Genomic DNA, 25,290 nt, shown 5'->3' with positions numbered 1-25,290 from the left:
AAATAATAACTAATGAGAAGAGAAATCCTTTTGGGACTTTTGTTTTTAAGTCTTGCCGCCTGCAGGAAAAACGCAAACGAACCCGAAAAAACAGAAGAAACAACCACAACTGAAGCAGCCGCAGAATCGGTTCATGAAGCAAAAGAAGTAACACTCGATAACGGCCAATTATGGACAGCCAATCCGGAAACGACGGAAGGGATAAAAAACATGCAGAAAATCATTTCGGAGCGCCAGCAGGAAACCACCGGTAGTGATTTGAAAGCAGCGCTGGAAAACGAATTTCAGATGATTTTCGAGAAGTGTACGATGAAAGGTGAGGCTCACAATCAACTGCACAATTATTTATTACCGCTGAAAATGAAACTGAATCAGCTGGACGGAACCAACGACGAGGAAGTTATTTCCGAAATCGACACTTATCTCAAAGAGTATTCCAACTACTTCCAATAAAAAAAGCCTGTGTTACACGATGTAACACAGGCTTTTTACTAATTAACCTAACTTAACTAAGAATTTATTTTGCTGTGGTAAAGATTCTCGGATTGATGGTAATCATAACCCAGGCCCAGTTGTTGTCATAGCCTTTGTTTCCTGCTTTTAAAACTTCCATTGTATCGCTTCCGAACATTTGGGAATACCCTCCGGTGATGGTGATGTCTTTCTGAAGGGTGTACGTCGCTGTTAAATCGACTTCCGTACCCAGATAGCTGTCCATTTTTTTGGTTATATCTGTTGGATCAATTACATCGGCGGCTGTCATGAAAACATGTGGGATTGCGTTGAATTGCCATTTGTTGTCAGCATAAGTGAATTTGGCAAAAACATCCTGCAAACCAACGGTGTTTTTGTAATTCCCAACGTAGAAGTAATCCATAAAACCGTTAAAACCGTGATTGGTTCCGAAAATAGGGTTGAAGGATTTGATTTTGCTGTCGGTATCGTCCTGATCTTTTCCCGAAAGGTATTCGTACCCTAAACCTGCTTTAAATTTATCGGTGAAAGCATAATTCAGATTCAACCCGCCGTACCAAGCGCTAACGGAAGTGTTTTCAGTAACCAGTTTGCCTTTCCCGGTTTGTCCGTACACGCCTAAATTAGCGTCAAATTTGTTTTTCTTATACGATAAATACGTTCCGAAAGTCTGCATGTTATCGATTTCCAGCTCACTTGTTAGTGCGTCATTGTACTGGAAACCCACGTTCAGAAACAACAAACTCATGTTCAGATTGCTGAAACTCGTGTGGTACCAGGCATATTGCATGTGCTTGTAACTCGCCGTGTTTACATCGCGGTACAGTTTTTCGGCATCCGAATTTACGGCAAATCCCAAATCTAACTGATGGTTATTGGGTTTAAACGTAAGTAACGCCGCGTCATGGCTTTGCCCTTGTTGTGCCCAGTCGATTTCGCCCATAATTCGCTGATTGTCATACGAAAGCACCTGTCTTCCCAATCTGGCGCTCCATTTGGCATTGAAGTCGTACTGTGCCCAAGCTTCAAAAAGGGCAATTCCGTTTTTATCGGACGTCGTAGTTGTCGGCACATCACCCCAAACACGGATGTTCTGAAAAGTTAGTTTCGCTTTTAATTTTTCCTGCTTAAAGTTAAAATTCAGCCGGGATCGTTGGGATACGAAAGAGGTGGGTAACGAACCGTCTTTCATGAGTTCCTTAAATCCGTTTCGGTATTCGTAGCGGGGTCTCAGTTGTAAATTGGCGTCTAATTCCTGAGCGAAAGCGCCCGTGCCTATCATCAGAATCAACGATAAGCTCATTTTTTGATATAGTTTCATATTTGGATTAATTTAGCTTTTCAGCTTCTTCGGTAATTTTGTTTACGGTTTCGTCATAGCTTACTCCCAGGCCCTCCTGTTGGAAAGCCAATTCACCGTCGGCATTAAAAACGCTGATAATGTTGGAATGGGAGAAATCTATCGGGGATATTTTTTTATAGTTCACGGCCAACACGGCAGCAAATTCCCGGGTGTTTTCCTCGGTTGAGCGAAGGAACAGCCATTGGTCGCTGTCCATTTTGTTTTCTATGGAGAATTCTTTTAATCGTTGCGGCGTGTCTACAGTCGGGTCGATACTTACCAGTACGAGTTGTACGTTGTTTTTCAGGTTTTCGGGGATGCGTTCTTCAATATGGCGCATATCGGCCACTAATCTGGGACATGCAGATTTGCAGGAGGTGTAAATCATTACCATCACCAGTACTTTTCCTTTTAAATCTTTCATCTCAATGTTTTTATTGTCTTGTGTAGTCCACTGAGACGGAAGGTTGTAGATGGATAAATCGGAAATGGTTTTTTGGGTGGCAGTCGCCGTTTCGCTTTTCTTTTGGGAAGTACAGCTTTGTAAACCGATCAGGAGTATCAGTAACCCCATTACTATCTTTTTCATATTAGTTAAATTTGAGTTTCTTCAGAAAAAGGCTTTTATCTTAAGGCAAGGCATTTATTTTGGTACATCTTGGGCACATCGGAAACCGAGATTTCGCGTGGTATAACTGGCTTTTAAACTGCCTCTGAAGGCATAGCGCATAAAAGCGGCATAATTCATCAGATCGGAAGCATTTACAGAACCGCTTCCGCAGAATAAGTTCTTGTCTGAGTCTTTGTCTTTTCGGGATTCTCCGGAAAGCATGATGCTGTTAAAGTCGGAAGTCCATTCCCATACCAACCCGTGCATATCGTATACACCCCAGTAATTTTTAAAGGTTTTCCCTATCGGATTGTTGTAGGTTTTGGATTTTTCATACCAGGAAAGAATGAATTGGTTGTATTCTTCTTTGGTTCGGGCATCAATTCGTTTTTCATCCGCCATAGCCACATATTCCCATTCGTCCATCGTGGGCAGTCGTTTTCCCTGACATTCGCAATATTTTTTAGCGGCAAACCAGGAAATATTAGTAACCGGCGCATTGTTTTTACCGGGCGCGTAATCAAAATCACTTTTCCAGTGTGACAGATAGCTTTTATCGGCGAAAAGCCTTTTAATTTTTGAACGGCTGTACTGAGGATTTTTTTTCAGAAAGGTTGCATATTCCTCATTGGTTACCGGATAAACATCAATTTTAAAAGTTTTGACTTCTACCGGTTTTTTATCGGTGGTTCCATAAAGGGGAACGTACGTTCCCCTTTTTATGGTAACCATGCCTTTTTCCTGAGCAATAAGTGATGTTGCCATAAACAAAACAGCGTAGAAAACGAATGTTATTTTATACTTGAGTTTCATGGCTAACGTTTTTAATTGTTACTTATTTTTTCCCTCTTTGGGCTTTCACCATTGCCGGAGTTACTTTTGTTCCGTTGTTGCCCCAACTGCTGTACACATAAGTTAGTACGTCGGCAATTTGTTCGTCGGATAAAGCCTGAGGCGTCATCATGGCATTGAAATTTTTACCGTTTACAGTAACGGGACCGCTTAATCCGTTAATAACCGTTCTGATGGCACGATTTACATCTTTGTTTAAGTAATCGGATTTTGCCAACGGAGGAAACGCATTGGGAACACCTTGTCCGTTAGCCTGGTGGCAGGCAATACAGGTTTTTGAGTATACCTCTTTTCCTTTTACGGGATTACCAACGGCAACTTTGGTTACTTTTTCCGTTTTCACCGGAGTGGTGAAGCTGTATAAACCTATGGTTAAGGCCACAGCGGCCACGCCTAAAATTATCTTTTTCATGATAAAAAGTATTTAAATAATTAATTGATTATTCGTGTATGTCTTTTACTGCTTTGGCAACGGTTTTCTCTCTTTGGGTTTTTACCATTGGTGCAGTTACGTTTGTTTTGTTGTTCCCCCAACTGTTGTACACATAGGTCAGAACATTGGCAATCTCTTCGTCTGTAAGGTTTTGGCTGGTCATAATACTGTTGTATTTTTTGCCGTTAACTGTGATTTCTCCGCTCAAACCGTTTAGGACAGCATCGATGGCTCTTTTCGGATCGGCATTCAGGAAGTCTGATTTTGCCAAAGGAGGGAAAGCATTCGGAATTCCTTGCCCTTCAGACTGGTGACAGGCAAAACAGGTTCTTCCGTAGATTTCTTTACCGGCTTTAATTTGTTCCGGAAGCGTTTTCGCTACGACCTCTTTTGCTGTTCCTTTTTGTTTTGGCATGTTTTGGATGGTTCCGCCTTCCGGTAAATAGATACCTTCCTGAACGGTTCCGGAGTAGATGGTTTTGTCCTGTTCGCCTTCTACTTTAAGCATACCGATTGCTCCTTTGTTGAACGCTCTGAAAATAGAGTGGTCTACCAGGATGAAAGTGCCGGGAACATCAACTTTGAATTCCACAATGGCAGAACCACCAGCCGGAACCAACGTAGTCTGTACATCTTTGTTGATTAAATGTCCGCCTTCAATTTGAACTTTGTCGAAAATTTCACCAATCACGTGGAAGGAAGAAACAAGGTTAGGACCTCCGTTACCCATATAGATGCGCACGGTTTCTCCTTTTTTGGCAGTGATGGCTTTGTCGCCTGTTAACGCTCCGACTTTACCGTTAAACACTACATAGTCCGGTTGTTCTTTAATGGCTTTTTCCATGTCGAAAGGTTGCGAACCTTGCTCACCATAAGCACCTTTAGTATAGAAATCCCCTTGCATTACGTAGTACTCTCTGTCTACCGGCGGTAAACCACCTTCCGGTTCCACAAGGATTAGTCCGTACATTCCGTTGGCAATGTGCATCCCTACAGGAGCTGTTGCACAGTGGTATACATACAATCCGGGGTTCAAACATTTGAAATTGAATACTTTCTCATGTCCAGGAGCCACTAAGGAAGAAGTTGCACCACCTCCAGGTCCGGTTACGGCGTGTAAATCGATGTTGTGCGGTAATTTGTTATCCGGGTGGTTTTTTAAGTGAAACTGCACTTCATCCCCAATTCGTGTACGAATGAAACTTCCGGGAACAGAGCCTCCAAATGTCCAGTAAGTGTATTTTACACCATCAGCCATTTCGCCTTCTTCCTCTTTGATTTCCATGTTAACGATTAGTTTTGTAGCGGCTCTTTTTCCAACCGGTTTAGGAACAAACGGAGGAGCAGTAAGCTCGGCAACCATTTCGCCTTCTACTTTAATTTTTGACGGATCGGTAGTATCTTTGTCTCCAAAGGAAAATAAACCTACCGTGATTGCTGATAGCACTAAAACACCGACAACAATCTTAAATTTGGTTTTCATGATTATGGGTTTTTTTGTTAAATGTTTTATAGGGTAAAATTAAAGGACAAAAAGGTCTTTTATAATGATATTTGTCATCTTTTCGAAAAATAAATCGGAGAATCTGAAAATAATTTAAAAATTTTTAATCGAAGTAAAGTGCTGGTGTAGAGGCTTGTAGGTGTGATGTGGATTGCTCAGGGTAAAAGAAAAAAGCAGGAAATGTTCAGAAATAAAGAAAAATGTCTGGCAGTTTCAAAGGCATAATTTCATTTCAATCCGGTGTTTTTAAGTTATCTTTGAAATGAAAATGATTTCCCCATGCAAACAGGGAAGAATTACAACTTAAAATATGCGGCTAACGGAATACCGAACTGTTTTTATCCAAGAATTATCTGCCATCTATGATGAACAGGAAATCGACAGTTTTTTCTACATCATCTTAGAAGATTTTCACCACATGAAGCGCGTGGATTTAGCTTTGAATCCCGATTTCGAATTATCCCCGGAATTCCTAAAACAATGGGAAAATGTAGTGGCGCAGTTGAAAGAACAGCGTCCCATTCAATATATATTAGGAGAAACGGAATTTTATGGTTTGCCTTTTTATGTGAACGAACACACCTTAATCCCGCGTCCGGAAACGGAAGAGTTGGTCGACTGGATTATTAAAGTGTCAAAAGTCGCAAGTCAAAAGTCGCAAGTCAAAATTTTGGATATAGGAACCGGAACCGGCTGTATCGCCATTTCGTTGGCCAAAAACCTTTCCAATGCGAAAGTATATGCGATGGATGTTTCGGAGAAAGCGCTTGAAGTAGCCCAAAAAAACGCCAAACGAAACGAAGTAACCGTCGAATTTTTGCACCAGAGTATTTTAGAAACAGAAGATTTAGGCCAAACTTTTGACATCATCGTGTCCAATCCGCCGTATGTGCGGCATCTGGAAAAAGAGGAAATCAGAAAGAACGTGCTGGATTTTGAACCGCATCTCGCCCTTTTTGTGGAAGATGAAGACGCCTTACTGTTTTACCGCAAAATCACCGAATTGGCCGTGAAAAACCTGAACGACAACGGGCAGCTGTATTTCGAAATCAACCAGTATTTGGGGAACGAAATGGTACAATTGCTCCAACAGCACAACTTTCAGCAAATCGAATTGCGAAAAGACATTTACGGAAACGACCGGATGATTTTCGGGAGCATTTAGCGTACGGTCGAGGTGTTCGGCAATCAAACAAGCTTACTCATAGCGCAACGCCTCCACCGGATCCAGTTTCGATGCCTTAATCGCCGGATACAAACCGGAAAACAAAGCCACAACCAAAGAAGTTACCACCGCGGCAAAAATCGCCATCCACGGAATGGAAAAGCTGAAACTTAACGCGGCCGACAAACCAAATCCAATCAAAACACCCAGAATAATCCCCACCAAACCGCCTAATTGACCAATGACTAAAGTTTCAGTAAAAAACTGCCAGGCAATCGTGCTGCGTTTGGCGCCCAATGATTTTCGTACCCCAATTTCACGGGTACGTTCCGTTACGGAAACCAACATGATGTTCATTAAGGCAATCGACGAACCGAAAACCGTAATAATTCCAATCACCCAGGCGCTGATGGCCAAAACTTCGGTGTTGGATAATAAAGTATTGATGAGCTCATCGCTGCGTTCCACTCCGAAATTGTTTTCTTCGACCGGGTTCAGTTTCCGCACTCTTCGCATGGTAATGGTAGCGTTGTCTACCGCCTGATCCATCAGGTTTTTGTTGGCAATCATGACGCTTAAATCGTAGTTGATGTTCGGTGCCGAAAACAACGAACGCGCAATCTGAATCGGAATCAATACCCGGAAATCCTGACTGCTGCCAAACGTAGAGCCTTTTTCCTTCAGCACGCCGATTACTTTAAACTTGGCGCCGCGAATCGAAATCGTTTTGTCCAGCGGATTACTGTCTTTAAACAAATCTTTGTCTACATCCGAACCCAAAACGCAAACGAAATTGTTGTTTTCCACGTCGAAGCCTGTAAAATTACGGCCTTTGGTTACCTCAAGCCCTTTGTTCGGCAGGAAAATTTCATCCACGCCCATTACGGTAACTTTCGGGTCGGTTTTGTCGGATTCGTATTTAATTTCTGCTGTAGCCGTTGCGGTGAACGAAAGGGAAGTCGAAGTAAACGGATAGTCGTATTTCTCTTTAAACTCTTTAACCTGCGGATAATTGATAATCGGATTGATTTTCTGCTCGTTGTCGCCCTGACGCATTCTGGCCGAAAAATCATACTGACTGATGGAAAAGGTGTTGGCGCCCATCGAAGCAAAATCCTTCATAATGGTATTTTCCAGCGCCGAAACCAGCGTAAGAATCCCCACCAAAGCCGTAATTCCTATGGCGATAATCAGGATGGTTAAAATAGTACGCAGCAAATTCGTCCGGATGGAATCGATTGCGATTTTGGTATTTTCCTTAAAGAGTCCGACGTTTCCCATGATGGCAATTTGACACTAAATTAGGCTATTTGTTACAAGTTTCCCAAAACAGATTTACGAAATTCTTTAAAAAGTAAGATATTTGCAAAGTATTAGGAGCGAAACTTCAGGTTTTACCGTGATACGCAGTTCCCGTTTTCCGCACTACACGGTAGTTGCTGCAACCGGGGCTAAAAGAAAAACTATTGGCTTTTTTGGAAACATAACCCAAAAACCAACCATAAATTCACCAAAAAAATGGCTCAAAAACCAAGCATACCCAAAGGAACCCGCGATTTTTCACCGGCCGAAGTAGCGAAGCGCAACTATATTTTTTCCATCATCAAAACGAATTTTGAAAAGTTTGGCTATCAGCCTATCGAAACCCCAACTTTTGAAAATTCCGAAACCTTAATGGGAAAATACGGCGAGGAAGGCGACCGTTTGATTTTTAAGATTTTGAATTCCGGAAATTATTTCTTCAATAAAAATAAAATTGAATTGCCGGAATCGATAGAAGTATTGCAATCTAATTCCGCCGAAACCATCTCGGTAAAAGAGTTGGTGGAATTAAACAAGTTTACCGCCAAAATCTCCGAAAAAGCCTTACGCTACGATTTAACCGTTCCGTTCGCGCGTTACGTGGTGCAACACCAAAACGAAATTGAATTTCCGTTCAAACGCTACCAGATTCAGCCGGTTTGGCGAGCCGATCGTCCGCAGAAAGGCCGTTTCAGAGAGTTTTACCAGTGCGATGCCGATGTGGTAGGCTCGAACTCCTTATGGCAGGAAGTGGAATTGGTGCAGTTGTACGACAGCGTGTTTTCCGCTTTAGGTTTGGAAGGCTGTACCATCAAAATCAACAACCGAAAAATATTGTCCGGAATTGCAGAGGTAATCGGGGCATCTGATAAATTAATCGACTTTACCGTTGCTTTAGACAAACTCGACAAAATAGGCGAGGATGGTGTAAAAAAAGAAATGTTCGAAAAAGGAATTTCCGAAGCCGCGTTGGAAAAAGTACAGCCGTTATTTAGCTTTACCGGAACCATTTCCGAAAAAATCGAAAAACTTTCCGCTTTGCTGGTGTCATCCGAAGAAGGAATGAAAGGTGTGGAAGAACTGAAATTCATTTGTGACAACGTTCAAGCTTTAGGTTTAGACAAATCCGTTTTAGATTTGGATGTAACCTTAGCCCGTGGTTTAAACTATTATACAGGAGCAATTTTCGAAGTAGCTGCTCCTAAAACCGTGGCTATGGGATCTATCGGCGGCGGCGGTCGTTACGACGATTTGACCGGAATTTTTGGATTAAAAAACATGAGTGGCGTTGGAATTTCCTTCGGCTTAGACCGTATTTATCTGGTTTTGGAAGAACTGAACCTTTTCCCGGAAACCGTTACGTCAACTTCCAAGGCGTTGTTTTTAAATTTCGGGGACGCCGAAGCCTTGTATTGCATGAAAGCAATTACCCAATTGCGCAGAGCCGGCATCAAAGTAGAACTCTATCCGGACAATACCAAAATCGGAAAACAATTTCAGCATGCCGACAAACGCGGTATTCCGTATGCCGTAATCGTAGGCGGCGACGAAATGGCGAACAATCAATTCGCCCTGAAAGATTTAGCGTCCGGCGAACAAAAGAAAGTAAGTTTGGAGGAGTTGAAAGAAATTCTGAAATAATAAGTAAGGCTGTCCATTACGACAGCCTTATTTTTTTTAAAATTTATAACCGATCCGTGCATGCAGATAAAAAGCAACATCATCGTTGTTATTGTTCTGCTTCAGGTTGGTTTCAAAAACTTTTCGGTAGCCCAAACCTGCGCCAAGTTCATAATTGAAGTGATCGCTCAGATTTCTTTTCATTCCCCAGGTTGGTACGATATGCAACTCCGGAATAAAAGCGTTGTCGGCTATTTTTTCGCCAACCGTAAAACTGTCTGGGAAATAGGAGGAACGTAATGATATGAAATTTCCGCTGTTGTGGCTTACGTCTTTTCCTTTGTCTGCCCGCTTTTGAATGTTATAATAGAAACGGGGTTCCAGTACAATTTCAGGTGTTAAAAAAGTGAATGTTTTATCCGGATTTTTGGTTTTAAGGGTGTAGGTCTGTAAACCAAGTTCTGATTTCAGGACTATTTTATCTGTAAGTTTTAGTTCGTTGTAAGCCCAAGCACCCAGAAATCCTGCCTGAACACCAAAGATAGAGTTTGAAACTCCGGCTGTCGATTTTTCTTTTTCTTCGGTGTTAGTTTGGGAAAAAATGGGAGCAGAAAGAATCAGAAGGAATAAAGTAGTAATGCGTTTCATAATTAGGACAATTTTAGAGTCGGCAAAAATAATTTTAAAATCCGATTTCAGTTACAATATTTTAAGGAATAATTAAATTTTAAAGTTATCGTTCCGATTTAAAAATCTCCCGAACCGCTTCCTCATAATGTTTGCTATTCCCTGCTTTCTTAATCTTCTTATACGTTTTTTGCGGATTGGAAAACGATTCCGAAAAGTATTCCCAAAAGCCTAACATTTTCATTTTTATCGGTGTTGGACCTTGCAGGTAAGCGTCGTAATCGCGGTAAATCGTATCGTGAAATTCCTCAAAAATCTCAAAGCGGTTTTTCGGATATTCCGTCGTATTGTTTTTAATCATGCTGGGTAAGAACGGATCGGCAATCAAACCGCGGCCAATCATGAAATGGTCAATTGAAGGGAAGCGTTCTTTCAGCATCCGGAATTTTTCCACCGACGTGATATCGCCGTTATAATACAATTTGTGTTTGGAAACATCCAGACATTTCTGAAACGAATCCAAATCCACACCGCCTTTGTACAACTGTTTCCCGATACGCGCGTGAATGGCAATATTTTTTATCGGATATTTTTCCAGAATCGGGAAGACGTCTAAAATTTCGGTTGGGTTTTCATAGCCCATGCGCATTTTCATCGAAACAATGATGTCGGTTTCACTGTGTGCGCGGTCTAAAATTTCGTCAATGCGGCCGGTGTTACAGATTAAACCCGAACCCATACCGCTTTTCGCCACCATCGGATACGGACAGCCCAAATTCCAGTTTAGTTCGTTGTAGCCTAATTCTTTTACGTACTTGGCTACGAATAAAAATTCTTCGGGATCATTGGTGATAATCTGCGGAATAACCTGCAAATTGCTGTTGTTCTCCGGAAGTATGTCGCGCTCGTACGACCCTTTTACCACTAATTTTCCGTTCAGTTTGATGTAAGGAGAATAGAAGGTGTCAATCCCGCCAAAATATTTATGAAAAGCATTTCGGAACCGGAAATCCGTAAAACCCTGTAACGGCGAGGAAAGTAAAGTGATGCTCATGGTTTGCAAAAGTACTTAAAAGGGTTACAGTTGTGGTTTCTTTTGTCTGAAAAGCCAATCGTACAGCGCATCTTCGTGAAACAATCGTTCCACATTGCTGTGGTTGCCGCCGGGAATTACGGTAAAAGTTACATCAGCATCGGGTTTACATTTTTTAATCGCATCGACCACTTTTTTAGATTCCGACAAACGAACAATAAAATCCTTGTCGCCGTGCTGAATCCAAAGCGGGAGGGAAGCTAATTTACAGCCGTCCGCCACATTTCCGCCACCGCAAATCGCTACCGCTGCGGTTATTTTATCGGCGTGTTTTCCGGCGAAATGCAAGGTCCCGTAAGAGCCTAAACTCATGCCGCAAACATAAACGCGGGATACATCGGTGTTGTAATTCTTTTGAACGTATTCCAGCAGTTGTAATACTTTGTCCGGATTCCAGGAGCCGGAAGCCAACTGTGGCGCCACGACAATTCCCGGTATTTTTCGTCCGCGTTCCATGGCGCGCAAAACGCCGTAGCGCTTCACACGGTTCAAATCGGTTCCGGAAAGACTTCTGCCGTGAAGGAAAATCAAAACGGGTTGTTTTTCGGTTTTTTCAGCTTCGGGAACGTTAATCCAGAACGGATAATCGGTTTGGCCGACGATGGTTTTGAGTTGTCCGAAAGTTGTGGTGGAAACGAGTATCAGGAGGAATAAAAAGCGAAATTTCATGGCTAATCTTATGATGAGGTGCAAAGGTACTGTTTTCAGACTAAACTTTAGGGCATTAAAAAAGCCCTCCGAAAAGGGCCTTTGCTAATTATTTGATACTTACTTTTTTACTCATTAATCCATCGGAAGTTTTCAGATTCACTATGTAAACACCCGAACGGAGATTTTGAACCGGCAGCAGTATGTCGGTTTGCACCTCGTCAGTAACATTCCATTTTTTAACGGATTGTCCTAAAATATTGAAAAGTTCCACAGAGTTTACGGTTGTGTCGTTTCGGTGGTTTTTAATGTTTAAGATGTTATCCGGGTTTACAAAAATTTGAATGCCGTTCGCCAATTCCGGATTATCAGTACCTAAAGTGCTGTTAGTGAAACGCAATGAAAAACGGTTGTTGTGTTCGCCTATTGGTAAATTGGCCTGGAAGTTGCCGTTTCTTAAATCGTGATAACTGCCGGTTTCGCTGTCAAACAAATATATGGAAAGGCTTTCGTCGATATTTTCCAGATTTTCAATTTTAATGGTACTTGTGCCGGCGTTGGCTACTTTTACGCCAATCGGGATAATTTGGGTTTCGTTGAAATGCTGTACCGCCTGAATTACAAATTTTTCATTGGAAAAGCTCCAGTACATATCCTCGTTGTTCACATCAATCATAATGGCATCATAACCAAGATCGAAGGCGTTGGAAGCATTCGAATCGCTGCCTATCAACAGATGACGTTTTAAACCGGAAGGCGATTCAAAAGACAGTCGGATTTTTTGTCTGCTGTCTTCGGCGTCAACCGTAAGATTTTGATTTCTGAAGAAAACAGAATTGACAGGCGACTCCGTTTTAAAAGCCCGCTGACTGTTCTTAATGATTAAGGTTCCTCCCGTAAGCGGACTGGTCATGTTCGCTGTGGCATTTCCCAAATCAGTTCGGACGAAAAAGCCTTGTCCGACAGGAATATAACGTTTCGGTATTTTTGTTCCGGCAGCATTATTGTTGTTAATCATCGGATCGTTGGAAACCGCAACAGTTCCACCCATTAAAGTATAGGTTGCATAGCCGCCGATATATTCTCCCAGATAATGGTTTTCTCCTCCAAAGTGATCCCAAAAATACAGCGCGCCACTGAAAACATTGGTTGGAGCATTTCCGCCATCTTTAATGTTATCTTTAATAAAAGCATCTGCATCTAAAGCCGAAGGATACGGGTTGCCAATCAGGTAAAGTTGGTTTAAGCTCAAAGTGAGACCGATGTCGCCGTTATTCGGTTTTCCTTTGAAGACATAATTTTGATACTCGGTGTTTGGTGCTAATCCGGTTACGCCTTTCATGGTGAAGCCTTCTCCGATTTTCATCGTTCCGGTGCTTCCCACTGGCTGCCAGGCGGAGTAACTGGTGCTGACAGTGGTGTATTTGTAAATCCACCGGTTACTGATTTTTATCGGATTGCTGATAGGACCGTCGGAATAGTTGTAACCGTCGCCAAAACTGATGGTTCCCGGATTGAAAGGATTGCCGGCGGCATTAGTACCGTCCCGGAGAACAGCGGAAACCGAATAATTGGTACCGTTCAGACTCACCGGCGAAGACCAGTAATTGTAATGAAAACTGCTTTTGGTTCCCTGCTGATCGCGTAACAGATTCCCTGTTCCGACCATCGAATTGGGTGCGCTGCCGTTTTGAACCAATTGCGCTTCGCCGGTTAAACGCAAATCGCCGCTGGTTAAGATTAGGCTGTTGGCCACGGTAAGCTGAAAAGCATCCGGAGTGGTTACGCCCACGGCACCGTTGGTAGTGTTTAAAATCAGATTGTAAAAATTCTCAAAAGGTTTGGTATTGGCAGCTGTATTCATGTTCTGTATCATGTTGTTGGTGCTGCTGTTGAAGGTTACATTGCCCGTTCCCGGAATAAATATTCCGCGGTTAATCCAATGGCGTTTTACATGTAAATGGGAATTGGCTGCCATCGTTAAAGAAGCTCCGGGATCAATTACGACATCACGGGCAACAGCGATATAACTGTAAGCCGCAGCATAAGGACTAAGCGGATCTATCACCGGCATTCGTATGCTTCCGTCCGGAATAACGGCGTCTGTAGTAGCGGAAGGAAGGCCTCTTTGCCAGTTTCGGCAGTCAAACCAATCCGAACTGATTAAACCGGTCCAAAGGCCTTGCGTTCCGTTTAACACGGTTACAGTTGCGGTACCTGTTATGTCTGAGGTAATTGCTGTACATTTCGAATCGTTTAATGCTGTAATGTAGTAAGTGCGGGTGACAGTCATGTTTGTAATGTTAAAAGTGTAGTCACCGCTGGCGTTAGGCGTGATATTGTTGTAAGTCGTTGAGGTTGTTCCGTTGAATAAAGTAAAGCGATAAGGTCCGTTTCCGGTAAAATGAACGGTAAAGGTAGCCGTTCCGCCATAACAGACGTATTGGTCCTGGCTAAGTTCCGCCGTTGGTCTTGGGTTTACATTTACGGTTACATAAGCTGTTCCGTCAGTGCCGAAACTGTTGCAGCCGTTTAAAAAGGAAGTCACGGCATACGTAGTGGTAACCGTAGGTGAAACTGTAATCGTGGTGTTATTGCTAATCACTGTTCCGCTTACGGAATCTACCCATTGTGTGGATAAATTTGTCGGAACATCCGGAATGGCAATATTGTCAACTGCCCAGGAACTTCCGATATTTCCAAAATAAGCAAATCGGATTCTTAAATTGGGCTGTCCCAAATAAGCACTCAAATCTACCGATCTCGGATTGGTGTGGAAATTCAGATAAGGAGTTCTTGTTGCCGCTCCACTGGCAGACCAAAGGGTGGTATAAGCACCGCCGCTAACCGAAATCTGAATTGCAATTGAAGCGCCCGCCTGTAAATTATAAGCATCGGCAAAAGATAACGAAGCGGTTGTTAATCCAAAAGTGTTAAAAGTCGGCGTGTATAGGTAAGATGTGAAGTCGCCGTTTGCTATGGCAAATTTTCCATCAGAAGTATAAGTTATACCCGAATAAGTTCCGCCGTTTGAAGCGCTTAATTGCCACGGACTAGGATTAGTGTTACTGGAACCCGCATTTAAACAGTTTCCGCAGCCACCCACCGCCCATCCCGGAGGATTTGAATTGCTGAATGATCCTCCCGTTGCAATCGAACCACTTGTTGCGTAACTGCTTTGTGCGGTAAGCACAGACGAGCCTCCGTTACAGATTGTGGCCGGGGTTGCTATTACAGGAGTTGGCTTGATGTTTGGAATCACATTTATCATGGAGGAAGTGGAGTAGGCTAATGCACAATACGGTCCATTTTGTACCAAGGCTCTGAAAATAGTAGTTGCAGTAATGTTGCTGTAATTATGGGTAGTTGAGGTATTGGCAATAGTTGTCCAGGAAACTCCTGCGTTTGTGGAATATTCCCATCGTACTACATTTCCTCTGTGTCCGCTCAGATAGAGAGTTCCGCTTGCGGTGTGACATTCCGTTTTTATGTTTACTACTGGAGTAATGTTAGGCTGGGATATAGTAACGGCTCCGCCAAAGGAAGTTGCCTCGACGATAACCTGGGCGGTAATCGGAATGCCGCTGCAGCCGTTTCTTTCCGGTGTGATTGTAAAGGTCACTGTTTGTTGTGTTGTGGTTGTGTTGGTGAGATTGCCGGTTATGTTTCCGCTTCCGCTGTCGGCAATTCCGGTAACGTTTGATGTGTTATCTCTAACCCAGTTATAGGTAGTACCTGAAATTCCGGTGAAAGCTATTGTTGTAATGTTATTTCCGGAACAAATGGTCTGCGAACTGTTTGTGGTGGCAACGGTGGGAATGGGATAAACAATTACCGTGGCGCTAACAGTAGTAGGGATTCCGGCGCAACCTTCGTATTTTGGTGTGAAGGTAAAAGTTACCGTTTGGTTTGAAATAGTATTGTTGATGAGAGTGCCGGTTATAATTCCGTTTCCAAATGTTAAATCGTTGTTTGCGATTCCGGTAACATTGATTGTGTTATTTCTTGTCCAAGTATACAAAGTACCACTAACATTACTTGACGGAATAATGTCCGATATTGGAAATCCTGAACAGATGCTTTGCGAAGGGATGTTTACGCCGGCAACTGGATTAGGATTAATGAGCGCAGTCACGGTTATTGGATTTCCCTGACACCCGTTGGCACTTGGTATTACTGTGAAAGTTGTAGTTTGAGGAGTATTTGTATTGTTGATTAAGGTGCCGCTAATCGCTCCGGTGCCACTGTCAGCTATTCCTGTAAGGTTTGTTGTGTTGTCCCGGATCCAGGTATAGGTTGTTGCCGCGGCAGAAGTATTGCTTGTAATTCCAAAACCTCCTAAAGCGACTCCGGAACAGCGTATTTGATTAGGGTTTGAGGCACTTGCAATTACTTCCGGATTTACGGTAACGGTAACCGAAATAGTCGCTCCTTCACATCCGTTTGCAGAGGGTGTAACAGTAAAAGTGGTTATTCTTGGAATTGTGGTTGAATTTGTCATAACACCACTAATGGTTCCATTTCCAGAGGCAGCTATGCCGGGAGTTAATACCTCGTTGGTTCGGGTCCAACTGAATTGTGTTCCGGGTATGTTACTCGTAAAAACGATGTCGGAAATGCTCTCTCCGGAACAGATGGTTTGCGATAAGGTAACTGTATTGACATCCGGAATCGGATTTACCGTTACCGTTGCCGTAATTGGCGTTCCGTCACATCCGTTGGCTGTTTGTGTGATGGTAAAGGTTACAATTTGCGGCGAAGTCGTGTTGTTTATAAGAGTGCCACTGATGTTTCCGCTACCGGAATTCACTATGCCGGTTACATTTGTTGTATTGTCTCTTGTCCAGTTGAAAGTGGTACCGGGAACGCCTCCAGTAAAATTAATCGGAACAATTGCAAAACCTGAACAAACAGCCTGACTGGAGTTTGCAGTACTTGCATCCGGAATCGGGTTTACGGTTACGACGCCTTCATCGGTATAGGTAATGTCACATTCGATAACATATATAGTGTAATTTGTGGAGGTTGCCGGAGATACGGTGAAAGTTAAATCTCCGCCATTTCCTGCCAGCGGAACACCAACGTCAGTTGCTCCAAGACGCAGTTGGTAATGCACACCTGTTTCACTACCTGATAGTACTATTGATGCACTCTGACCAAAGCAGATAATGTCATCCGATACTGTTTTCTGAGTAACACAATCCTGTCCCAAACAGAATGTGGAGAAAAGCAGGAGTGAAAATAAACGTAGAAAAGAGTAACTTTTTTTCATAATAACAAGGCTTTTAATTAACATAATTGTTTCTAAAAGGGACCTTGGTTATGAACTGAGGAAAGTGAATTCCAGACAAAAGCAGTTGCAAGCCAGTTTTGAAAAGTTGATGGTAAAACAAGGGAATTCTCAAAACAACAGGCTTTGTTTTTGGAATAATAGTAAAACTACTAATTACTTTTTAGTTAACATATTGTTTGCGGGCCTTTTCGATGAATCGGAATTTAGCTCGATAAAAAGCATTTTTAAAAACAACCCAAACGAAAAATAAAAAAGCCCTACAAGAGCAGGGCTTTTTTGTAACAACAATTTCTTTTGTTTATTGAATAAGAATTTTCTCACTTAGTATTTTTGCATCAGAAGTTTTAATCTGAACGATGTAAATCCCTGTTGCCAAATCAAGGCCTTCGATGTCTACACTTTGCAGTTTTTGGTTTTTGGTGTCAATCGTTTTGATTTTTTGACCCTGAACCGTAAACAGTGTAACTTCGCTTATTGTTGTTTCCTGAACCAATGAACTCACATTAATTGACTGATTAGATGGGTTGTAATAAGCAGTAACAGGTTCTTCCGCTTTCTGATTGCCATGTCCCGGATTGTGCGACATAGGATTGACAAAGCGAAGTGAAAAACGAGAAGTGGTTTCTCCGGCCGGAATGCGTACAGAATAACGGCTGCCTCGAATGTTGTGGTAACTGTTGTCAAGATTGTCATGGATGAAAATCGCCTGACTGTTGTCGAAATTCTCTAAACCGTCAATCATAAATTCTACTTTACCGGTAAGACTTGCTTTTACGGTAATCGGATAAATGGCTTCCGTTTTGAAAGTTCCTACACCCTGAATCTGAAGTTTTTTGTCATTCAGCTGGAAATAAGCATCATTGCTCTGAACGTCGAGTACATCACCGTCGTAACCTAAATTGTAACCTTCATCGGCATGTTCGTTCATAAAACCGATTAACAATTGACGGTGTAAATTAGTAGCGCTGTTATAGCCCAATCGGATTCTTGCAAAACCGTCATTATCAACAGGATCATTGTTATTATTTCCGTTGCCATTATTTCCGTTGTTTCCATTGTTGTTTCCGTTATTTGCTTTTGCAGAAAGCTGACTGTTACGGAACATCACGTTGGAATCTACGTTGTCTTCTTTGATGAATTTTCGCTGATTGTTTCGGTAGATTATCTGACCACCGGCAGCATTTCCTTTAATGAAGAAACCCTGTCCTACCGGGATAAAACGCCCCGGAATTCTCGTGCTGGATCCCAATCCGCTAATTTCAGACGGAGAAACTGGAATTGTTCCGCCCACCAGATTACGGGCTGCATATCCACCTTGGTATTCTGCTAAATTGTGTGATGCATTCGACGGATAGTGTTCCCAGAAGTATAAAGTTCCTGTGGTTCCGGCTAAATTATCGGTAATAAACTCGTTGGCATCGATGGCAGAAGGATAAGGGTTTCCGATTAAATTCTGATTGTTGGCTCCCACCTGAATACCTGCATGATTGATCAGCCCGTTGTTGGGTTTCCCGACAAATACATAGTTTTGGGTTGTGGTTGCCGGAGGAATGGCAATACCGCTTCCTTTCATGGTAAATCCCTGACCGGTTTGCAAAACAGAGTTTTCATTAATCTGCTGCCAGTTGGCATACGATTGACTCAGGTTTGCAAATTTATACAGCCAGAATCTTGCCAAACGCATAGGATTAGCCGCTCCGTCATAGCCGCCAATCCAGGTTATGGGTTGAGGTGATGCTGGGTTGGTACCGTCTTTAAGAACATTCGCAACCGTGAAGCCGGTATTGTTGTCGGTAACACTGGCTATGGTACTTACCGGTGGCGACCAATAGTTGTAGTTGTACAGGTTTCCGGTTCCCTGTTGGTCTCTTTCCAAAATTCCCGTACTGGTTACGTCTAAATCACTGTTGGCAGTTTGCAGTAATTGGGAACGGCCTTCCAAATCGATTTTTCCGTCAAGTTTCAGATACCAGTCGTTGTGGATTTTGGTGTCGTTGGTCATGGTGATGGTGGTGCCCGGATCTACAATCATTCCCAAATCGATATTGTTAATGTTGGAAGTAATGTTGTGTTTTACATGGATGATAGACCAGTCGTAATCATCCACATCCAATCCTCTGATTTGTTTTGAAACGGAATGGGAAGCCGTTGCAAAATTTCCAGGCTGTTCTGTTACAAAAGGCATCGGCGCTTCCTGAACTTTGATGGTTTTTACATTGTAAATTCTTGCACCTGGCGTTACATCTATTGCAGCGGTTGTGTGATTGTCGATTACATCATCTTTGTAGTTGTCCATTCTGTAATAACGGATCAGGTTGGCCCACGGTAATCCGGGTACGTCTTTAGGAATGATTTCACCTCTAACCTGTCCGGCATTGTTTCGGATTTCCTGATATACGATTTTCTGCAATTCTGCATCCGTTAAGGCTACATTGAAGAGTCTGGCCTCATCGATTTTTCCTTTGAAGTAACGGTCGTTGGTTACAGCGTTTTTACCGATGGTTAGCAGGGTAGTTGTAGGTAACAGATTTCCTGAAATGGCTACAGAATTCACCAAAGCACCATTAATATATTGTTTCATTAAGCCGTTTGTACTGTCATAAATTGCGGCAAGATGAATCCATTGCGAAGTGTTTAAGGCGGAGTTGTATTTGGTTATGGTGCCGTTGTGCACCACCATGAAGCGTTTTTGGGCATCGACACCAATTCTCAGGTTTTGTTGTCCGAAGATCATTCCCTCTGCATTGAAAGCGTTGTTAAGGTTCACCCATGCCATAATGGAAGCATTTGGCCAGGTGCCGATAACGCTGGTGTCTGTGGCATAATCGTTTCTGCCGTCGAATTCGATATATAATTTGCGTTCTAAATTTCTTGGCGAACCAAATCGGGTTGTGTCGGTGTCGAAAGCATCTAGGATTCCGTCGTGGTCGATATCGGCATTTCCGTCTATGATTCCGTCGTTGTTAGCGTCTAAGGAGGCGTAAAGTCCGGCTGCAATATCGTATGTAGTTCCGTTGGACATTACATCTAAGTAATTGGGAATGCCATCGCCGTCTGCATCCAAAACATAATTTAAGAACGGCGCCACATTACTTCCCTGGTCAAGGTTGCCGTATCCGTTTACGTAATAATCGTAAATGTCTAAGATACCGTCTCCGAAACCTTCGGTTGTACCATCACCATCGGTGTCTTTGTTTCTGAAAGTTTCCGATTCCGGACCGTCGCCAACACCATCACCATTAATGTCACCATCACCGTTTTCAAATCCGGGATACGCGTGAATGTTTCCGGCCCACGATTCGTCTACATCGAAAATTGAATCATTGTCGCTGTCTAAATCCATATAGTCCGGAGCGCCGTCACCATCAGTATCCAATGGAATCAGTGCTTCAGCGCTATCGTGTAAACCATTTCCGTTGGCGTCTACCCAAGCAACATCCATGCGGCCTTTTCCGTTGCTTAAGTTGCCTAAGCCTACTTCTATGATGTCTTCTATACCGTCGTTATCGGCATCTAAATCGAATACATCGGCTACGCCATCGTTGTCAAGATCGCACAAGGTTTGAGAGATTACGATATCGTCTAACGCAAGGTCGTTTCCAGTACCTCCAGTTTCATTGTTGATGAAAATTACCCGGAAAGCGGTAACGTTCAGGTTTAGGTTAGCGGTAAAATTGTACCAGTCACCAGTCGGATTAGCTGCGTTAGTAGGCGGAATATCACCGGTATTAATGGCAGTAAGCAAGTTGTTGCTCATGTCGCGGAACTCTACGCGCACATCGGGTCTTAAACGGGTAGCAATTCCGGGAGCATTGCTGCGGTCTAAGTTGATTACCCAAAAGCTATAAGTAATAGGGATGTTTGGCAAAGCGCCCGAAATGGTTGCAGTATAGAAAATACCAGGCTCATAAGAAGCGTTGAACAAAGCCATTCGTCCGTTAGGATTTCCGGTGTGGTCGGGACCTGTATACCAATATGAGGCCGCCCATGAAGCAATCTGTGCGGATGGGCCTACCGTATATTTTCCGTCATTTAAATCGGTTGTGCTTAAATTAGGACATTCCGGAGTGTCAATACCTCCGGAGCCGTCTTCATAACAATAGGTGGTAATGGCGTTATAGGTGGTATTAATTGTAGTTCGGGCTCCGGTTCCAAAAGTTTCATTTAAGAATTTGTAGTTAACTTTAGGGCCGTTGGCTGCATTACAATTGTTTTCTTCCACATCATCTCTTATGCCGTCATTATCGTCGTCGATATCAACATTGTCCAGAATACCATCGCCATCACTGTCAAAAAAAGTCTGTACACCTTCCCCTTTAATTTGGAAAATATACGGATTTTCATCACTGTCATTACTTGCAATGGAAACAGTCGCGTTTTTAATACCGATAGAACTTGGAATAAAGCGAATCTGAAAAGTTGTGTTATTCAGAGATGCAATTGGAGTAGTAGGCAACGCAATTACTGTAAAATCAGTGCTTCCGGTTATGTTGACAAGTGGGCTTCCGGTTAAGTTAATCGGGTTTGAGCCAATGTTTTTGATGATGAAAGTCCGAATGACAGGATCGGTTATAATCTGTGTGGTTCCGAAATCTGTACCATTAGTGGTGGTAGCTAAAGAATTATGGGGAACGGGATTGTTGTTGCTCCCGGTAACGGTCATGTTATTACCAATTGGCACTCCGTAAAGACTGATGTTGTCGATGAAATAAAAATCGCTGGTATTACTTTGGTTATCAAGCTCATCGAAACGAATTCTCACGCGAACCTGAGTATTTCCGTTTGGGATACTGAACGAATAAGGAGAACCCACTGTATTTCCCGGGGATGCAGGATGAGAATAGGGAAGGTTGTCCGGTGCAGTATTGGCTTTACCGTCAATTAATTTAATTGAGACGGGATACGTTGCCCCGTTGTTGTAGGATATGTCTAAGTATAAATCGTCATTATCATCCGGTGTACCGTTAGAAGAGAACGATAAATTTAAGACAACGTTGGTGTAGCCACTAATGTTTACATTGTTAAAAGTCGTAAAAGGGTCATTGTTCGCAGCACCCGTTCCTGAATTATTTGAACCGCCCAACCGCAGAGAGTTAGGTGCGGAAACAGAGGTCAGGTTACTGGTTGCAATGGTGCCGGTGTTTAGTGTGTTCGTGTAACCCCATACGTCTGCCGGAGTTCCGTCGAATCCCTGGTAGGTAATGAGGGTTTGTGCTTGAATCTGAATGCAACTTAAAAGGTTGAAAATAAGTAGGATGAGTAAGTTGCGAATAACGGAAGTAGTTTTTCTTACCATAATTCTTTGGGGTATTTGAGTTAGAGCTATGTAAATGTAATTAATAAAATTTTAACATTTTTTATGAAAGCATAACAAATAGATAAAATAACATAAAAGATGTATTATGTGTTTTAAATAGCGGTTTTGTTTAAAAAATGAATAAAAAACACGATTGTTAAATTATCATAAAATTTATTATATTTTTGAATTAAATATAACAGATGTAAAATCGTATTTAGACGTAATACCTTGTTAATTAGGGATGAAAGAAAGTGAGTTATTCTCGCAGGCGGAAGAAGAAATGGAGTGAAAATAAAAAACCCCGTAGAAGTTACGGGGCTTTGTAGCGAAGACGGGAGTTGAACCCGTGACCTCAGGGTTATGAATTCAAACTATACAAATTACCAATTGATAATCAAATGGTTATGTTTTGAGAAATATTGTTTTTTAAGCTATTTGTATGCGCGAAACATACTCTTAATTATTTCTTGAATTGTATAACAAGAGCATTGTATTCACCAGCAGAACTATATGAACTAATAATTATACCGCTTGCTTTAGGATAGGTTTCATTGCATTTTTTTAATAACTTATCTCTGATCTCAGTATAATGAAGATTAAAAATCGGTTTAACTTTCACTTTGCCTATGGTATCATGGGGCATTAAAGGTTCAGAATCAGTAAAAACGCATAAGCCATTAAATTTCGGAAATTCATAAACCTCTGCGCTATCATACTTTATATCATATACAGCTTTAAAAGCAAATCCGGAAGTTACAACAACACCTAATAAAAAAGGTAAAACAAATCTTTTCATATGAATATAATTTTTAAAAGGCTGTAATTAGCCATATTAATAATAATGTCAAATTTACTCTTTTTTCTTACTTTTCCAAACAACTGAAAGAGTCGGTTTGGAAGAAGTTTTTAATTTCTCTTTTAGATCAGCGTTTTCGCTTTTCAATAGTTCGATAATCATGTCTTTGTGCTCAATTATTTCTTTAAGAGCAATTATTTCAATTAGTAGGTTTTAATTGTCATTTGGGAAGACTTAAAATCACTAAAATAAAAAGTAAATAAAATTTTACACATCACTAAATTTAGTGATTTTTCTCTCACTATTTTTAGTTATGCGGTTTTGGAATCGTTTGATTTTGAAAGCATTTCGATTTTCTCTTTTAAACGCTCTATTTCATTTTTCTGCAAATTGATTACTTCGTCTTTCAATTTCAGCATTTCATTTTCATATCCGTAACTCGGTTTTGGTTCATTTGCAATATTTGAAACATCGGACAACGGACGATTTACAAAATCGTCAATTGTTAATCCAAAATGAATTGATATTTTTTGTAGAGTTTCCAATTTTGGAACTGCAATTTCACGTACATAAGTTCCAACAACTCCTTTTTTTAAATTAAATAACAAACCAAATTCATCTTGACTTAAAAAATTTTTCTCGCACAAATGTTTGATATTCAATGAAATATAATTTTTCATCTAAATTTTATTTATTTTTAAACGAATTTTATTTGTTTATTCAAATTTCATTCGTAATATTGCTGTAACAAAATACAACAAAATGAACTCAGTTAAAAATTTTATAGACGAACGAAACCAAAAAATTCGGGATCGCTACCATGTTTTGAAAGCTGATAACAAACGAAATGAAACTTTAGAAATAGTTGCTTCCGAATTTGGATTGTCAACTTCGAGCATTTCAACAATTGTATTTCGTAAGAATACGAAAAACCGTGCCAATTAACATTGTTTAGTAAGAAATGACGGCAGAAACAGTATATAACGTTGCAAATTCACTTCCGCCTGCGGAACTGGAAAGGCTTGTTATAATGCTGAACAAACACAAAAAGCCTGTTGAAGCCAAGGTGCAGAAGAAAAAAGACAATGCAGAGGAAATTTGGACAAAAGCGGAGTGTTATGAAGCTGTTTGGAAACTTTTAAATGACCGAAAAAAAAATAGAATTAAAGCCGCTAACCATTAAAACCAAAAAAAGCGGCAGGTACCACCCCGCCGCTTAACCATTTAACCACACAAAACCATGAACGGTATGTGTAGTGTGCCAGGAACCACCCCGGCACAACAAAGATAACAAAAAGTAAGCCAAAAAGTAAAGCTTGCTGTAAAATATAGAGCGCAAATGGTTTTGCACAGATGCCTTGACGTTGAGGGCGGCTGGTTGGTTACCGGCCAATGCCCTCTCCTGATAGGGGAAACAATTAAAACTTTAGAGTATGTCACTATTTGAAAAATACAATCGTTACACAACCGCTATCGAAGCGCTAAGTGAAATTGTAAAAAATGACAATGAGCCGCATTTAAAAGTACAAATTGATTATCTAAGACAACAGCGCAACATTATAGGCCGCGAACAATTGGATTTAATCAATAATTGTAATGTAGTTTATGAAGAAGTAACCGTAAAATCATTTAATCATGCAAGTATTAACTAACGGATCAGATGTAACATTACTCATTTGGCCAACCTGCGAAAAGGAGTTTGAAGCTAAACCGGAAATTCGATTCCGGATAGACAATAAAAAAATTGTTGAGCCCGGTACAAGAATCGAAGTTGCCAAATTAAAAGAAAAAGGTGTTTGGGTTCATTATGAAATAGTTGACATTTTAGAAGTAAAACAAAGCGTTTCACATTGGGGACAAAACATCATCACAGCAAAGGTTAACCGCTTTGTTCAGTAAAAACCATTTAACCACAAAATCATGCAAAAAACCATTACCATTCAAGAAGTGGGTAAACGTCCTACGCTTGACAAACTACCAATCTTATTGCAACAACCTGTTGAATTAGCAACGAATTACCTTTGTGTTGCCTCTGTTGATTATATTCAATTTGATGGTCAAAACTTTATTGCTTTCCGTTTTGATGAAGATTTGCAAATGGAAGTTAATACCATTTTAGAAATTTTCAACTCTTTTCAATTTCAAATCCCTATGAAACTTGTCGACCCATTATGTCGGTTCATGTTTATTTGTGTAGAACCAAGTAAAGCATTGTTAAACTAAAGATTTACG

The 25,290-nt window shown here is 41.5% G+C and carries 21 protein-coding genes; 8 read left to right on the top strand and 13 right to left on the bottom strand.

The features are described 5' to 3' along the window. Positions 1-12 precede the first annotated feature (12 nt). Positions 13-453, top strand: a complete 441-nt coding sequence (locus G498_RS0100800) for a hypothetical protein (protein ID WP_026979387.1) — start codon at positions 13-15, stop codon at positions 451-453. A gap of 64 nt (positions 454-517) precedes the next feature. Here the strand turns inward: G498_RS0100800 and G498_RS0100795 are convergent, their stop codons facing one another. From G498_RS0100795 to nirK, 5 genes are all read right to left on the bottom strand, one after another. Continuing rightward, a complete protein-coding gene (locus G498_RS0100795) occupies positions 518-1,795 on the bottom strand; it encodes an alginate export family protein (RefSeq protein ID WP_026979386.1) in 1,278 nt (425 codons plus the stop codon). Between the two features lie 7 nt (positions 1,796-1,802). After that, positions 1,803-2,405 (bottom strand): SCO family protein, encoded by a 603-nt coding sequence (locus G498_RS0100790; RefSeq protein WP_026979385.1) that lies wholly within the window; start codon positions 2,403-2,405, stop codon positions 1,803-1,805. A 54-nt stretch (positions 2,406-2,459) separates the two neighbouring features. After that, the gene (locus G498_RS0100785; RefSeq protein ID WP_240470458.1) at positions 2,460-3,191 is read right to left on the bottom strand and encodes a formylglycine-generating enzyme family protein; all 732 of its coding nucleotides are present in this window, start codon (positions 3,189-3,191) and stop codon (positions 2,460-2,462) included. Between the two features lie 70 nt (positions 3,192-3,261). Continuing rightward, positions 3,262-3,690: a c-type cytochrome gene (locus tag G498_RS0100780; protein ID WP_026979383.1), complete on the bottom strand. Its 429-nt coding sequence runs from the start codon at positions 3,688-3,690 to the stop codon at positions 3,262-3,264. A 28-nt stretch (positions 3,691-3,718) separates the two neighbouring features. Further along, complete coding sequence (nirK, locus tag G498_RS14500; protein WP_035744352.1) at positions 3,719-5,194, bottom strand: copper-containing nitrite reductase; 1,476 nt, start codon at positions 5,192-5,194, stop codon at positions 3,719-3,721. A 331-nt stretch (positions 5,195-5,525) separates the two neighbouring features. Between nirK and prmC the strand changes: the two genes are divergently transcribed. Beyond that, positions 5,526-6,380, top strand: a complete 855-nt coding sequence (prmC, locus tag G498_RS0100770; protein WP_026979382.1) for a peptide chain release factor N(5)-glutamine methyltransferase — start codon at positions 5,526-5,528, stop codon at positions 6,378-6,380. A gap of 33 nt (positions 6,381-6,413) precedes the next feature. Here prmC and G498_RS0100765 read toward each other — a convergent pair whose 3' ends face one another. Beyond that, on the bottom strand, positions 6,414-7,661 hold the full coding sequence (locus G498_RS0100765; RefSeq protein ID WP_035744349.1) for an ABC transporter permease: 1,248 nt from the start codon (positions 7,659-7,661) through the stop codon (positions 6,414-6,416). Between the two features lie 237 nt (positions 7,662-7,898). Between G498_RS0100765 and hisS the strand changes: the two genes are divergently transcribed. Beyond that, a complete protein-coding gene (gene hisS, locus G498_RS0100760) occupies positions 7,899-9,323 on the top strand; it encodes a histidine--tRNA ligase (RefSeq protein ID WP_026979380.1) in 1,425 nt (474 codons plus the stop codon). Positions 9,324-9,359: 36 nt separating this feature from the next. Here hisS and G498_RS0100755 read toward each other — a convergent pair whose 3' ends face one another. The 7 genes from G498_RS0100755 to G498_RS0100715 all read right to left on the bottom strand — a co-directional run bounded on the left by G498_RS0100755 (position 9,360) and on the right by G498_RS0100715 (position 23,738). Further along, entirely contained in the window at positions 9,360-9,950 is a 591-nt protein-coding gene (locus G498_RS0100755) for a hypothetical protein (protein WP_026979379.1), read from the bottom strand. Positions 9,951-10,035: 85 nt separating this feature from the next. Further along, a complete protein-coding gene (locus tag G498_RS0100750; protein WP_026979378.1) occupies positions 10,036-10,983 on the bottom strand; it encodes a tRNA dihydrouridine synthase in 948 nt (315 codons plus the stop codon). A 24-nt stretch (positions 10,984-11,007) separates the two neighbouring features. Beyond that, positions 11,008-11,691 carry a carboxylesterase family protein gene (locus tag G498_RS14495; RefSeq protein WP_035744344.1) on the bottom strand — a complete coding sequence of 228 codons (684 nt, stop codon included), beginning with the start codon at positions 11,689-11,691 and terminating at the stop codon, positions 11,008-11,010. Between the two features lie 88 nt (positions 11,692-11,779). After that, the gene (locus G498_RS15270) at positions 11,780-16,942 is read right to left on the bottom strand and encodes a PKD-like domain-containing protein (RefSeq protein WP_161625324.1); all 5,163 of its coding nucleotides are present in this window, start codon (positions 16,940-16,942) and stop codon (positions 11,780-11,782) included. A 319-nt stretch (positions 16,943-17,261) separates the two neighbouring features. Further along, on the bottom strand, positions 17,262-22,259 hold the full coding sequence (locus G498_RS0100725; RefSeq protein WP_026979376.1) for a LamG-like jellyroll fold domain-containing protein: 4,998 nt from the start codon (positions 22,257-22,259) through the stop codon (positions 17,262-17,264). A 463-nt stretch (positions 22,260-22,722) separates the two neighbouring features. Beyond that, complete coding sequence (locus G498_RS0100720) at positions 22,723-23,058, bottom strand: hypothetical protein (protein WP_026979375.1); 336 nt, start codon at positions 23,056-23,058, stop codon at positions 22,723-22,725. A gap of 311 nt (positions 23,059-23,369) precedes the next feature. Beyond that, positions 23,370-23,738, bottom strand: a complete 369-nt coding sequence (locus tag G498_RS0100715; protein ID WP_026979374.1) for a helix-turn-helix domain-containing protein — start codon at positions 23,736-23,738, stop codon at positions 23,370-23,372. 82 nt (positions 23,739-23,820) lie between these two features. Here G498_RS0100715 and G498_RS0100710 point away from each other — a divergent pair, with 82 nt between their 5' ends. The 5 genes from G498_RS0100710 to G498_RS0100690 all read left to right on the top strand — a co-directional run bounded on the left by G498_RS0100710 (position 23,821) and on the right by G498_RS0100690 (position 25,281). Continuing rightward, positions 23,821-24,003 (top strand): hypothetical protein, encoded by a 183-nt coding sequence (locus G498_RS0100710; RefSeq protein ID WP_026979373.1) that lies wholly within the window; start codon positions 23,821-23,823, stop codon positions 24,001-24,003. Positions 24,004-24,019: 16 nt separating this feature from the next. Further along, positions 24,020-24,241 (top strand): hypothetical protein, encoded by a 222-nt coding sequence (locus G498_RS0100705; RefSeq protein WP_026979372.1) that lies wholly within the window; start codon positions 24,020-24,022, stop codon positions 24,239-24,241. A gap of 250 nt (positions 24,242-24,491) precedes the next feature. Continuing rightward, a complete protein-coding gene (locus G498_RS0100700) occupies positions 24,492-24,710 on the top strand; it encodes a hypothetical protein (protein ID WP_026979371.1) in 219 nt (72 codons plus the stop codon). Then, complete coding sequence (locus G498_RS0100695; RefSeq protein ID WP_026979370.1) at positions 24,694-24,957, top strand: hypothetical protein; 264 nt, start codon at positions 24,694-24,696, stop codon at positions 24,955-24,957. Before G498_RS0100700 ends, G498_RS0100695 begins: the two co-directional genes overlap by 17 nt. Positions 24,958-24,978: 21 nt before the next feature. Beyond that, a complete protein-coding gene (locus tag G498_RS0100690; RefSeq protein ID WP_026979369.1) occupies positions 24,979-25,281 on the top strand; it encodes a hypothetical protein in 303 nt (100 codons plus the stop codon). The last annotated feature ends 9 nt before the right edge of the window (positions 25,282-25,290 follow it).

It is taken from the genome of Flavobacterium suncheonense GH29-5 = DSM 17707, assembly GCF_000430025.1.
Lineage (GTDB): Bacteria > Bacteroidota > Bacteroidia > Flavobacteriales > Flavobacteriaceae > Flavobacterium > Flavobacterium suncheonense.
Note: the sequence above shows the minus strand (reverse complement) of the source record. Positions and strands in the feature narration are given on the sequence as shown.